Below are 11,851 nucleotides of genomic sequence, written 5' to 3' on the forward strand. Positions count from 1 at the left end.
CAAGCAGTGGTCAGTGACGGTTGCTGGAATGCCGGCCGTTGACGGCCGAATCACTGAACGCGTTTCTGCGCCTTTGGCAATCTCGCAGCGATAGTTTCAGACGGATCATGGGTGGCGGGAAAAATTGATTTCGGAATATGATGCGAAGATTCGTGTGCACCCGTAGCGTACCTTCTGCTTCCCGGGTGGCTATAGCGATGTCCCGCGGGCATGACCAGGATCGGGAACAAGTGTCGTAAGAGCGGGTTCCTTACCGGCTCTTACATGCCTTCCTGGTCAGCGGGTTACCATACTAACTTTGCAAATGGGCCGACCAGATTCATGTGCCAGTCCTCTCGCGTGCGGGTCGACGAAGGATGGCAGAAACACGTCGCCCCATCTACCGTAGATTTTCCAGCCGGAGCCAGTTTTGATCAGCGTACCCGTCGAGGCCGTAGCGCCAGGTGACACGGCTGTGTTTGTGGCGCGTCAACCGATTATGGATCGGGCCGGTCGCGTTGTCGCGTACGAACTTCTGTTCAGGGACGGGCCTACCGGTGTGGGCCGGATCGACGACGACCTGCGCTGCACGACAGCGGTGGTGGAGCGCGCAGTGGGCTCGATCGGTCTCGAGCGGCTGGTCGGGAACAAGGCCGCCTTTCTTAACTGCCCACACGATTTTCTGTTCTCGAACTACCCCGATGTGCTGCCGGCTTCACGTTTCGTCCTGGAGATACTGGAGTCGGTCGAACCGAGTTCGGCCCTCGCGCGGCGATGCAGCGAGTTACGAGGCGCGGGCTTCCAGCTGGCGCTGGACGACGTCAGGACCATGACCGGCGATATTCGGTGGTTTCTTCCGTCCGTCGACATCGTCAAGATCGACTGGCCGTTCGTGGAGCGCGCCGAATTGCCGGAGCTGGTCAGCCAGCTCAAACGTGCGGGAAAGGTCGTGCTTGCCGAGAAGGTCGAGCAAGCGGAGGACGCGGAACTTGCCCGCCACCTCGGCTGTGATCTGCTGCAGGGCTATTATTTCGCGAAGCCGCAGATTCTTTCCGGCAAGCGCTCGATGCCCCCGGTGAAGGCCATCCTTCATGTGTTCGATCTGGTCGGCAGCGATGCCCCGTTGGATAGTATTGCCCGGGCGCTGAAAGAGACGCCCATGCTGGTCGCCCAACTGTTGCGGCTGGCAAACAGCAGCGAACAGCCTAACGGTAAAGCGGAGCGCATTTCGTCGCTGAAGCAGGCTCTCTCGATAGCCGGCAGCAGCAGGCTTCTGCAGTGGTGCGGACTTCTGCTTTACGCTAACCGGGACGGGCTTCCGGTCGATGAAGATCCGCTCGCCTTGCTCGCACAGCGACGGGCACATTTCATGGAACAGGCGATCGACGCGATGACGGACGGACCGCGTTCGCTGGTGGCCACGGCCTATCTTACGGGCATGTTGTCGCTACTCCATGTGGCCTGTCACATGGAACTGCGCGCCTTTGTCGATGAGTTACCCGTTTCTGATTCCATCCGCGAGGCCATCCTGAACGGTGACGGCGTACTCGGCGAGCTGCTGTCGATTGCTGCGCTGCTCGAACGGGGCGATGCGGCCGCGGCGACTGTGAGGCTTCAACGGCTGGTGGCCTCTCCCGCAGAGCTTCAGAAGATCATCGAGTGTTATTGACATGCGGATCGAACACACGACGACCGGGGTGCTCAAGCTCGCGGTCTACCGACCAGTCTGAGGCGACTCAATATTCCACGAGGATGGTCACGCGGCGATTCGCAGCTCGCGCTGCCGGCGCGTCTCCGATGATCAAGGGAAAGTTATCGGCCCGGCCGATCGCGGCCATCCTGTGCGCTTCGATCCCTTTGTCGGCAAAGAATCGAACCACGGCGCCTGCCCGTGCCGACGACAGTTCCCAGTTGGATTCGTATTTCGCGGTTGATATCGGCAGACTGTCCGTGTGACCTTCTACGAGGATGTTGTTCTTTGAGTGGTCGCGCAGCACCACGGCGACCTGGTTCAACACGTCGAAAGATTCCGGCAACAAACGCGCGTCGCCCGAATTGAACAAAACCTTCGCGTTGATTGCGATTTCAACGCCCTGTGTGGCATTCGAAATCGTAATCTGCTGTTTCTCTCGAAGCGGTTCTAACAACGAAAGAAGCTGCCTTCTTGCGGCATCCGGCGCTGCGGGCGCGGCAACAGCAGCGTCGGCACTAGCGGCGCCCTTCATTTCCTTTACCGCGTGACGTTCGAGAGTCTTTATTTCAAGCTCTCTATTTTTCGCCAACTGCAGCGCATAGAGCGCAAGGAACAACACCATGAGCGTGGTGATGAGGTCGGCGTAGGAAATCAGCCAGCGCCCGGATTGCTCCTCCTCGGCATCGTCGCCTTTCTGATAGCCGGCTTTATCTGACGCAAGGCGCTTGTTACCCAAGGAGGTGTTCATACACGAGACGTCTGTTTCCAGATTACGTTTGAATGGGCGTCCAGGCAACATTCGCCAACCGGGCGAGACCGGTTATCCCAGCAACTCAGCCGATCTTTCGCGGACGTCGCCCGCCAGCCTGGTTTCGATCGTGTGGGGCGACTCCTTGCGTGATATCGCGAGCAGGCCGTCGACGTATAAGCGCCTGAAGCGCAACTCGCTATCCACCTGCGCCCTTATCTTTCCGTACAACGGCAGAAAGACCAGGTTGGCCAACGCGAGGCCGTAAAGCGTAGCTACAAAAGCGACGGCGATACCTTGCCCGAGCTGCGCGGGCTCGAGCATATGGCCTGTGACCTGAATGAGGCCGAGCACGGCCCCGAGGATCCCGAACGTCGGCGCGTAGCCGCCTGCCTGCTGCCATATCCGCGCAGCCGCCATGTGATTGCGCTCATACGCATCGAGTTCTCTTTGCAAGGCGTCTTCGAGCACGGCGGTCGATACGCCGTTTGCCAGAAGCTCCAAGCCTCTTTTGGCAAAAGGATTGATTCCGCCGGCCTCTATCGACTCGAACACCAGCATGCCGTTCAGTTTCGCCTGATCGCCCCACTCGAGCAGGACGGACAAGCTTTCCCGGTCGACCTGCCGCGCTTTCACAAAAGCCAGGCGCAACTGCTTGATGCCGTCATAAAACCTTGCCCAGGTATTCTGGATCATCACCGCGCCGAGGGTCCCGCCCAGGACGATGACAAATGCCTCCAGCTGAAAAAGGGAGGTGAAGTGCCCACCCTCGAGCGAGAATCCGGCAACGATGGCGGTCACGCCGAACAACGCGCCAAATAGCGTCAAAAGATCCATACATCCTCTCGAACGGCTGCCCCAGCCATTGGACACGAAGCGAAAACAGCGTGTTGTCCGTGTACCGGGTGTCAGGCATCCAGCCTGGAAAGCGGCGCTGGATTGGCCGCCGGAGATTTGATCGCTCGCACGGTCTCGAGGAAGCGCAGCTCGATCTCGGCAATTTCGATCGGATCGATCTTGATGTCACGCCGCATGACCCACGACACTTCCTTTTTTCTAGCCTCGGTCATCACCGAAAGCAGGCGCTCGGCGACAGGCTGATCCGTCAGGGTGGAGAGCAGTTTCGCGAGGTCGTAGGTATCGAAAGCGCTCACGGCTTCGAACAAGGCTCGCTGGTCGACAAACTCCAGATCGTCCAGCGATTTCAGGTCGCCCGGCGCACGGGAATTTCGCCGGGAAAAATACGTGACGCCCTTTTCCTCGACGTAATTCAATACCTTGGTCTTGCGAAACGCGAAGATGTCTTCGGCAATTTCCCCGTGGGAGAGCTTGTTGAGAATCAGCTTCTTCTCGACGCCGATCAGGGCTTCCAGGTCGGCCAGTTCGATCAGTTCCAGTTCACTGCCGATCGAGATGTCGAGATCGTGGTCCGCCACCTGCTGAGCCCGCTCCGTGATCCGTACAGGATCGAACGTGACAAGCTGGCGGCTCGTTGCGCCGTCCTGCGCTGAATAGCGCGCCGAGGTGTTGTTCAGGCGCTCGGATCCGCCCGGTGCGAGCGTAACGAGGTTGAGTTTCTCCATCCGCTTGAGTATGGCCATCACATGCGGACGGGAATGGCCTGCGATCGCGTGGCACTTCTTGATGACGTCGGGCAAGGGCACCGAGCATTCTTCGCCTTGAGCGCGGCGCATGCGTCCATCCAGTCTGTCCGTGTTCTCGTTACCCGCCATCAGCGCCAGAACGTGAGCATACGAGAGCACCCCAGGCAGGAAATCCGCATGCGTATAGGTGGCAAGGACATCGTCCTTCTTCTTCGCCCGCCGAATCAGGGTGCGCACGATATGGCGAAGCAGCGGCGATACGCGCTCGAGCTCCTCTTCCACCACGTTTGCCGCGATGACGGTCAATTGACAGAAGCTAAGCGCTTTCGCGGTGTGCGCTCGCGGTTCGGCCGGCAACAAAGCCGCTTCGCCGAAAAACTCGCCCTTTCCCAGCGTGGCAAGAATGACCTTCTTTTCGTCGCATTGCGTGGAGATTTCGACTTTGCCGTCGGCGATGACGTAGATAACGGCGTCGCCCGCGAAGCCTTCGGAATAGATGATTTCGCCCGGAGCCGCTGTCCGCGACCATGGCGATCGTTGATGGTTCAAGATTCATTCCCCCGAAGAGCTATTTCCTCGTTCAGCCCGCGCCTTCCCGAGGCGCGAGGCTGTCCGATGGTCCCGATTTGTTTGACTGTATAACGACATGCAGGACGCAAACCTTTAGCTCTAGCACGCGCGAACGATCAGGCGTGGTGGCGTCATGCAGACTGACTGGCGCAAACGTTTGGCGCGAGAGAAGGGGGCGCCAAAGCCGTTGCGTCGCGCATTATTGGCCGGCATTCTCGAAAGGCAGCTTCCAGACGGTCACGGTGTTTGTGTTGTCGTCGACCGCAGCAAAGCTGACGAACTCTTGACGCGGCTGCGTGAACGCCAGTCCGAATGCACCGTCTGGAGCCGGGTCGATGGAAAGCTGCGCGACGAAGCGGCCTTGCGGCGTGAATTCGACGATTTCGCTCGGCTGCTTCGGATCGCTGTTGACCGCGTCGCCGTTCGCGACGAACAGATGGCCGTTCGGTCCGAGGGCTAGCGCGATCGGGCCGTGGAGATGAGCACTGTCTGCAAAGATCTGCGCTCCTTTGCCACCGTCGTGCTGCGAATTGGCCGCGCCGAATACCGCGAAGATCGCGTTATCGGCAGTGGACGCGACATAAAGTACGTCACGCTGCGGATCGTAGGCGAGTCCGGTCGGACCTACGACCAATGCCGCCGGATCGCTGCGAAACGCGTAACCAGAGGCGATCTGCGTGGCGCGATTGAGGTGGACGCCGTCGTCGCCGACGCTCACATCGAGGCGCACAACCGTCCCGTTGAGCACGTTCGAAACGAAGATCTTCGCATGGTCTCCTTGATCGAAGATCGTCAGATCCCAGGGCCCGTCGATCTTCGCCGTTGCAGGCGTCCACTGCGCGACGATGCCGCCGGTTCGATTCAGCACCAGCAGCACGCCGGGCTTGATCGTGGCGAAGGTGCCATCCGTGGTCGGTACGCTGCCGACCACCACGAAACCGCCCCTAAGTACACCGAGCGCGGTGCTCAGGCCGAGGCCGGGTGCACCCAGGAAAAACGTGACCGGCTTGTCGTTCGGCACGATCTTGACGATTGTCGTGCCGGTACCCTGCAGGTTCTGCGCGTTGTTGAAATTCGACACGAGCAGGTCGCCTGTGGCGATCGTGCCGAAACGGGGGAATCCAGCGGGCACGAAGGCGGCGCCGTACGGATTGAGATCACCGTTGGCCGGCACCGTCGACGAGGTGACGAACGACGGCGGGAGCAGCGGCGTGAGCTCGCCGGCAAGGGCGGAGCACGCTGGGGAAAGGGCGAAACTGACGCCGAACAGCGTGGCCAGCAGCAGGTGTTTCAGCGTGCGGCCTTTTGACCGGGCAACGCGCTGGCAGGGTTGCCGGTCGATTGTCGGATTGAAGCCGTTTACGACGGGGTTCATGACTGGGCTCTCCAAGAAAGCCGCGGGGCTGGCGCGTTGTTGTCGCTGCACGCAATGCGTGCCGGCCGCCGCTAGCGAACTTCACCCCGTGCCTATGCGATGGGCACCAGCACCGCCGTCCTGCGACTCGAACGGAATGCACGTCGCGCAGCGTCGGCAACGGTGGGGCGAATCTTGCAAACCGGGCAAATACCGATCCCTTGCCGGCGGGTGCGTGGCAAGCGAGGCGTGCTCCATTTCATGCGCAACGGAGCTGGATCGTCCGATGGCAAACGCGGATGCAGATGAGTAAACGGCTGGCAGGAAGAAATATTCCGTCGTAAAACCCTGAGGACAGCACCGATTTTCGAATCATTCAGGAATACCGCACGCGATCGAACGTTGCGCGCTTCATGCCTGGTATGTCGTTTGACCTTGCAACCGTGGATCTCGGGAGTCGCGCCAATCATGAAGCGAGCTATGCAGCCAAGTCGTTGACGCAGCGCGTACCCACGCTGATGCATGGGGACTTCGCTTTGTCGGAGTCGTCGGCAATCACTGAATATCTCGACGATGCATTTCCGGAAACGCTCGTCTATCCACAAGATAGATATCTTCGAGCGAGGGCACGCCAGGTGCAAGCCTGGCTGCGCAGTGACCTGATGCCCATCCGGCAGGAGCGCTCGACGGAGGTGGTGTTCTACGGATCGCCCGGTGCGGCGCTTACCCCTGCGGCCGTCGCAGCGGTACAGAAGTTGTTTTCTGCGGCTGACGCCTTGCTTTCCGGAGATACAGCAAATCTGTTTGGGACGTGGTGCATCGCCGATACGGATCTGGCGTTAATGCTCAATCGCCTCATCCTGAATGGCGATCCGGTACCAACAAGGTTAGTAGACTATGCCGCGCGTCAGTGGGAGAGACCCTCGGTGCAGCGATGGGTCGAACTGAACCGTCCTCCGCTTTGAATGGGCGAAGCCAAATAAGATGCGGACTTTGCCGCAGATCCGATCTTGCTTGCAACCCGGCTTTTGCTTCGGCTGGCTGCGTGGCGGCGGAGGAATTCCCTGAGTCTGGTTAAACGCCTCTATCCAGCCACCACGCGGTTGCGGCCGTCGTGCTTGGCCCGATATAGCCGCTCATCGGCGACTCGTAAGAGGGTGTCGATCGTGTCGCCGTCGCGGCCGAATTCGGAGATGCCGACACTGACGGTAACGGCGACAGCCCGCCCAGCTGCCGTATAAAGCTCCTCGGTAGCCACGGCGCCCCGGACGCGCTCCGCGATCGAACGGGCCACGTCCAGCGCGGCCTTGGGCAGCAGCACCATAAACTCTTCGCCACCGACCCGCGCCACGCCGTCATAGGGGCGAATGGCATCGAGGCATTTCTGCACGAATCGCTGCAACACCTCGTCACCCACCTGATGCCCGTAGTTGTCGTTGATCAGTTTGAAGTGGTCGAGATCCAGCGCCAGCAGCGAGAACGGCGCACCGCCTCGCTTGGCACGCGCGATTTCCGCCTCCACTTGCTGAATGAACTCGCGCCGGTTCGCGGCACCCGTCAGGGGATCGGTCGCGGCGAGGTGCTCGAGCTTGTGATTGGTGCGTTGCAGCTCCTGCAGCGCGCTTTCTGTGCGTGCCATCGCCTCGGCGAGGCGAGCCATCAGCTCTTCCTGACTGTAGATCGCCGAAAAGGACTGCGTCGTGCGAAATGCTTGAACGACACCGTAACTCAGCAGGAAAAAACCGGCGGCGAAGATCGCGTGCGCCAGCCACCACATGTGATTCCAGGGCTTGCCGAGAATGAACGCGAGAGACGCAAGCCCGAAGAAGGTGATCGAGATGCCGTAGATCACCATCAGCGGCGAGCGAATGCGACGGAGCATCAGCGCCATGACGTTCAGCGTCGAGAAGATGAGCGCCCCGCCCTCCATCGACAGTCGCACTGCCAGGTTGCCCGCGATCGGCGAATTCGCGATGAGTGCAACGGCCAGGTCGATCAGGGCGAACGCGGCGATCGCGGTCAGCCAGGGGCGCGGCTTCGAGCGCCGCTCGACCGCGTCCGGCGCGCGGTGATACGAGAGAAGCCCGACCAGCAGCAGCACCGACATCACCAGACGCGATGCCGGTCCGTAGAGCAGGAACAGCCAGATATTGTGGTGAGCCATGCCGGTGAACGCGCCGTGCAGCGCGTAGATCAGCACAAAGCCTAGAAAGCCCAACGTCAGCCACCGCAACAGCGGTTCACCCGAGGACAGATAACAACGCCAGGTCACATAGGTGACAAACAGCCCCTCGAGCGTCGCCGCCGCGATCGCGATTTCGTGGAACACGTGGTTTTCGAACTTCAGGCTCGGGTCCTGAAAGAAAGCCAGATAAGCAATCAGGTAGGCGGGAACAAGCGCAAAACCAATGACCAACAAAGCCGAGTAGATCCTGGTCACGGTCCCGATGAGGCGGGGCGGCTGTTCGATGGAGATAGTCGTACTCATGTGCCCGTCTCCGACAATATTGCTGTGGTTGTTCGCATTGCCGAGCGATTGACGCGTGAATCGGCCGACTCGGACGCGGGATCATGCCGTCGTGCAGAGCCAGGCATACCGCGCAGTGGACTACCTTCAGGCAATTGGAAGTATAAGCGTCAGGTTTCATCTGACAAGCACGGACTGCGATTCGCGTCGGCAACACATCGGTCGTGCCATCGACTCCTGATATTCCGTGCAGTTGCCATCTGAAATTGACCGATACCGTAGCCGACGGTCGTCAGCCGCGACGGCTCGCGCGCCCAGGTGTCAACGCATCACGTCTTGAGCGCCCTCCATGCGACGTGCATAGTTGTTTCCGCTGTGGCGATGGGGTAGGGCGGTGACGACTCAGTCGGCATTACTTGATCGTATCCGCGGCGGCTTTACACACTGCGGCGTCCTGATCTCCTGTGCCGCCACTACAGCCTATCGCGCCGACGAGCTTTCCTCCTTCTACGAGTGGAAACCCTCCCGGCGACGCCACCAGCCCCGCATCGAGCGTGCTCACGTAGGCATGTCCCGTCTCAAACTGGTTGTAGTAGACCCGGGTTTCACGTCGACATCTTGCCGACGTGCGAGCCTTGTTTTGTGAGATCGTGGTCGACCCATACTGGACATCGTCCATTCGTTCGAACGCGAGGAGTTCGCCATGCGTGTCGACGCCAGCAATGCTCATTTTCCAGTCGTGTTTCTTCGCTTCGGCTTCTGCAATTGCGAGCAGCCGCTTCGCGGCATCCAGGCTAATCGTCGCGCCGTAGGGAACGTCGAATGGGATCTTGTCAGGCGTGCCGCCCGCGGTCCCGCACAAGCCGCATACCCGACACGCATCGGCGTTTGACTTGCACGCGACGCTCGCCGGGAGGACCGGGAAGCGCCGTCATGTCATCTGAACTCGACTTGGGCAGACCTGTTGTCCCAAAACAAACAGTCACTGGGGGATATGTTTGTCACGGCAGGACATCTTTTTTTCTCCAGCCCTTCGAAAGCTTCGAAACGACTCATGCGAAATATTTATTTGTCTTTGTTTTCATGTGGTTAGAAGAATTTCCCCGGTTCGCGATTTGAGCTTGGCACACCCTATGCGTTTGTGCCTGTGAGCGCAACGAATAGTGCTCTTTCCCAAACCGAAGCAAACCCAAGGAGATTTACCATGACCTCGCTGATGATCAAAGACCTCGCACACTCCGAAGAACTTTCCGCCAAGGCCCTTTCGGCTGTACGCGGCGGCAGCAACTACAACGTCGGAAACCTCAACGCTGCGTTGGGCGGCGGCTTCGCCAGCCCGGGCATCGTGGTGGCGCCGGTCACCCAGACCGACACGCACACGAAGGTCGAGATTCCGACCATCCAGAATTTCGGCGGCCTGCAGGTTGTCGGGCTGTGAGTCAAGCGGATCGGAGAGTCTCTCTGACCGGGGACGCCGTTCACCCCTCTCCGGGGACTCTCTACCACTTGCACCGAATCGCGCTTTTCCAGATTGAAGCAAACCCAAGGAGATTTACCATGACCTCGCTGATGATCAAAGACCTCGCACACTCCGAAGAACTTTCCGCCAAGGCCCTTTCGGCTGTACGCGGCGGCAGCAACTACAACGTCGGAAACCTCAACGCTGCGTTGGGCGGCGGCTTCGCCAGCCCGGGCATCGTGGTGGCGCCGGTCACCCAGACCGACACGCACACGAAGGTCGAGATTCCGACCATCCAGAATTTCGGCGGCCTGCAGGTTGTCGGGCTGTGAGTCAAGCGGATCGGAGAGTCTCTCTGACCGGGGACGCCGTTCACCCCTCTCCGGGGACTCTCTACCACTTGCACCGAATCGCGCTTTTCCAGATTGAAGCAAACCCAAGGAGATTTACCATGACCTCGCTGATGATCAAAGACCTCGCACACTCCGAAGAACTTTCCGCCAAGGCCCTTTCGGCTGTACGCGGCGGCAGCAACTACAACGTCGGAAACCTCAACGCTGCGGTGGGTGGCGGCTTCGCCAGCCCGGGCATCGTGGTGGCGCCGGTTACCCAGACCGACACGCACACGAAGGTCGAAATTCCGACCGTCCAGAATTTTGGTGGCCTGCAGTTTGTTGCACTGTGAGTTAAGCAGATTGGAGAGTCCTTCCGATCGGTGACACCGTTCGCCCTACGGGGACTCTCCACCGCTTGCAAAGAATCGCGTATTTCCAAACCGAAGCAAACCCAGGAGATTTACCATGACCGCGCTGATGATCAAAGACCTCGCACATTCCGAAGAACTGTCCGCCAAGGCCCTTTCGGCTGTACGCGGTGGTAACAACTACAACCTCGGAAACGTCAACGCTGCTTATGGCGGCGGTTTCGCCAGCCCAGCCATCGTGGTGGCGCCGGTCACCCAGGTTGACACGTACACGAAGGTCGATATTCCCACCATCCAGAATTTTGGCGGCCTGCAGTTTGTCAAGGCATGAGTTGGAGGGACGGGAGAGCTGCACCGACGGGATACAGTCCGATCCTCCGACGTGCGCTCTCCGCGATGTTCACAAGCGAGAGCTGCTCCGGCAGGACATGGAGCGTCGGTCGGTTCTGGTGTGCGAATAAAAATTTCCGGTAACAGGACGCGATTCAAATCCGAATCGATAGCTTCATAACAGGGGCGCACATTGTCGAGGTCCAGGCGGGTAGTTCGATCAACGTAGTTCGTTATCCTCCAGAATTCTCCGATATCGCGTGCCTGTTGTTTCCGGTGTTCGAGATGTACTTTCGAAGTGTCTACCGCCGGGCGCCCTGCGCCCGTCCGTCGTTACAGATAGCTGCAGACGTAGTCGAGCGTTTCGATCACGTCGATATCGAAGCGACTCTTGCCGGGCACCGAGAACGACTCGCCCGCGCCGTACGTCTTCCACTCGTCGCTGCCTGCGAGGCGGATGCGGCATTGGCCGGCCTGCACCTCCATGAGTTCCGGCGCGTCGGTGCCGAAGTTGAGCGCGCCGGGCAGGATCACGCCGAGCGTCTTGCGCGTGCCGTCGGCGAACAGGACGGTGTGCGAGACACACTTGCCGTCGAAGTAGACGTTGGCTCGTTTGATAATGGAAACCTGATCGAATTGCGTTGCGGCCGTCATGGCGGTCTTCCTCAGAGGCATCGTGAATGGATGAGTTGGCGCCGCGTAGCGGCAGCGACCGGTGCGCGATCTGCGCGGGCCGCCTGCGCGGGCTTTCGGTCCGGCGCCGCCGCCATCATACAGGCTGTCGGCGGCGCCAGTCGGTGACCTTCGTGTAACGGTGCGTTTGTAGCCGGCGCGCCTACGGACACGCCCTACGGTCTCCGGGAAGTTGTCGTTGCCGCACCAGACGCTCCATCACGGTCTCCGGAACTGTATATGCAAACATATTGCGCACCTATACAGGGTTC

13 protein-coding genes are annotated in these 11,851 nt (G+C 59.9%); 6 read left to right on the forward strand and 7 right to left on the reverse strand.

All coding sequences use genetic code 11. The features are described 5' to 3' along the window. Nucleotides 1–409 precede the first annotated feature (409 nt). Nucleotides 410–1,648 carry an EAL and HDOD domain-containing protein gene (locus DLM46_RS10510; protein WP_133300322.1) on the forward strand — a complete coding sequence of 413 codons (1,239 nt, stop codon included), beginning with the start codon at nucleotides 410–412 and terminating at the stop codon, nucleotides 1,646–1,648. Between the two features lie 67 nt (nucleotides 1,649–1,715). Here DLM46_RS10510 and DLM46_RS10515 read toward each other — a convergent pair whose 3' ends face one another. The 4 genes from DLM46_RS10515 to DLM46_RS10530 all read right to left on the reverse strand — a co-directional run bounded on the left by DLM46_RS10515 (nucleotide 1,716) and on the right by DLM46_RS10530 (nucleotide 5,969). Then, nucleotides 1,716–2,420 (reverse strand): OmpA family protein, encoded by a 705-nt coding sequence (locus DLM46_RS10515; protein ID WP_115100712.1) that lies wholly within the window; start codon nucleotides 2,418–2,420, stop codon nucleotides 1,716–1,718. Nucleotides 2,421–2,492: 72 nt separating this feature from the next. Continuing rightward, nucleotides 2,493–3,257 (reverse strand): flagellar motor protein, encoded by a 765-nt coding sequence (locus DLM46_RS10520; protein WP_115100713.1) that lies wholly within the window; start codon nucleotides 3,255–3,257, stop codon nucleotides 2,493–2,495. A gap of 71 nt (nucleotides 3,258–3,328) precedes the next feature. After that, nucleotides 3,329–4,573, reverse strand: a complete 1,245-nt coding sequence (locus DLM46_RS10525; RefSeq protein ID WP_115100714.1) for a Crp/Fnr family transcriptional regulator — start codon at nucleotides 4,571–4,573, stop codon at nucleotides 3,329–3,331. A 220-nt stretch (nucleotides 4,574–4,793) separates the two neighbouring features. Then, entirely contained in the window at nucleotides 4,794–5,969 is a 1,176-nt protein-coding gene (locus DLM46_RS10530) for an NHL repeat-containing protein (RefSeq protein WP_244306059.1), read from the reverse strand. A gap of 353 nt (nucleotides 5,970–6,322) precedes the next feature. Between DLM46_RS10530 and yfcF the strand changes: the two genes are divergently transcribed. Continuing rightward, nucleotides 6,323–6,913 (forward strand): glutathione transferase, encoded by a 591-nt coding sequence (yfcF, locus tag DLM46_RS10535; RefSeq protein WP_425273977.1) that lies wholly within the window; start codon nucleotides 6,323–6,325, stop codon nucleotides 6,911–6,913. A gap of 119 nt (nucleotides 6,914–7,032) precedes the next feature. Here the strand turns inward: yfcF and DLM46_RS10540 are convergent, their stop codons facing one another. Together DLM46_RS10540 and DLM46_RS10545 are read right to left on the reverse strand one after the other, a co-directional pair. Continuing rightward, nucleotides 7,033–8,436 carry a GGDEF domain-containing protein gene (locus DLM46_RS10540; protein WP_115100716.1) on the reverse strand — a complete coding sequence of 468 codons (1,404 nt, stop codon included), beginning with the start codon at nucleotides 8,434–8,436 and terminating at the stop codon, nucleotides 7,033–7,035. A 391-nt stretch (nucleotides 8,437–8,827) separates the two neighbouring features. Beyond that, a complete protein-coding gene (locus tag DLM46_RS10545; RefSeq protein ID WP_115100717.1) occupies nucleotides 8,828–9,277 on the reverse strand; it encodes a GlcG/HbpS family heme-binding protein in 450 nt (149 codons plus the stop codon). A gap of 342 nt (nucleotides 9,278–9,619) precedes the next feature. Here DLM46_RS10545 and DLM46_RS10550 point away from each other — a divergent pair, with 342 nt between their 5' ends. The 4 genes from DLM46_RS10550 (at nucleotide 9,620) to DLM46_RS10565 (ending at nucleotide 10,908) form a co-directional block, all read left to right on the forward strand. Next, the gene (locus tag DLM46_RS10550) at nucleotides 9,620–9,853 is read left to right on the forward strand and encodes a hypothetical protein (protein ID WP_115100718.1); all 234 of its coding nucleotides are present in this window, start codon (nucleotides 9,620–9,622) and stop codon (nucleotides 9,851–9,853) included. Between the two features lie 119 nt (nucleotides 9,854–9,972). Further along, a complete protein-coding gene (locus tag DLM46_RS10555; RefSeq protein WP_115100718.1) occupies nucleotides 9,973–10,206 on the forward strand; it encodes a hypothetical protein in 234 nt (77 codons plus the stop codon). 119 nt (nucleotides 10,207–10,325) lie between these two features. Further along, nucleotides 10,326–10,559, forward strand: coding sequence for a hypothetical protein (locus tag DLM46_RS10560; protein WP_115100719.1), 234 nt, complete (start codon nucleotides 10,326–10,328; stop codon nucleotides 10,557–10,559). A gap of 115 nt (nucleotides 10,560–10,674) precedes the next feature. After that, entirely contained in the window at nucleotides 10,675–10,908 is a 234-nt protein-coding gene (locus tag DLM46_RS10565; RefSeq protein WP_115100720.1) for a hypothetical protein, read from the forward strand. A gap of 332 nt (nucleotides 10,909–11,240) precedes the next feature. Here the strand turns inward: DLM46_RS10565 and ppnP are convergent, their stop codons facing one another. Next, complete coding sequence (ppnP, locus tag DLM46_RS10570) at nucleotides 11,241–11,561, reverse strand: pyrimidine/purine nucleoside phosphorylase (protein ID WP_115100721.1); 321 nt, start codon at nucleotides 11,559–11,561, stop codon at nucleotides 11,241–11,243. Nucleotides 11,562–11,851: the final 290 nt, after the last annotated feature.

It is taken from the genome of Paraburkholderia lacunae (assembly GCF_003353175.1).
GTDB classification, from domain to species: domain Bacteria; phylum Pseudomonadota; class Gammaproteobacteria; order Burkholderiales; family Burkholderiaceae; genus Paraburkholderia; species Paraburkholderia lacunae.

Excerpts from the sequence above, each read along its gene's own strand:
- DLM46_RS10520 (WP_115100713.1), bottom strand. The coding sequence starts at position 3,257 with ATGGATCTTTTGACGCTATTTGGCGCGTTGTTCGGCGTGACCGCCATC.
- DLM46_RS10555 (WP_115100718.1), top strand. The coding sequence starts at position 9,973 with ATGACCTCGCTGATGATCAAAGACCTCGCACACTCCGAAGAACTTTCC.
- DLM46_RS10565 (WP_115100720.1), top strand. The coding sequence starts at position 10,675 with ATGACCGCGCTGATGATCAAAGACCTCGCACATTCCGAAGAACTGTCC.
- DLM46_RS10515 (WP_115100712.1), bottom strand. The coding sequence starts at position 2,420 with ATGAACACCTCCTTGGGTAACAAGCGCCTTGCGTCAGATAAAGCCGGC.
- DLM46_RS10530 (WP_244306059.1), bottom strand. The coding sequence starts at position 5,969 with ATGAACCCCGTCGTAAACGGCTTCAATCCGACAATCGACCGGCAACCC.
- DLM46_RS10540 (WP_115100716.1), bottom strand. The coding sequence starts at position 8,436 with ATGAGTACGACTATCTCCATCGAACAGCCGCCCCGCCTCATCGGGACC.
- DLM46_RS10550 (WP_115100718.1), top strand. The coding sequence starts at position 9,620 with ATGACCTCGCTGATGATCAAAGACCTCGCACACTCCGAAGAACTTTCC.
- ppnP (WP_115100721.1), bottom strand. The coding sequence starts at position 11,561 with ATGACGGCCGCAACGCAATTCGATCAGGTTTCCATTATCAAACGAGCC.
- DLM46_RS10560 (WP_115100719.1), top strand. The coding sequence starts at position 10,326 with ATGACCTCGCTGATGATCAAAGACCTCGCACACTCCGAAGAACTTTCC.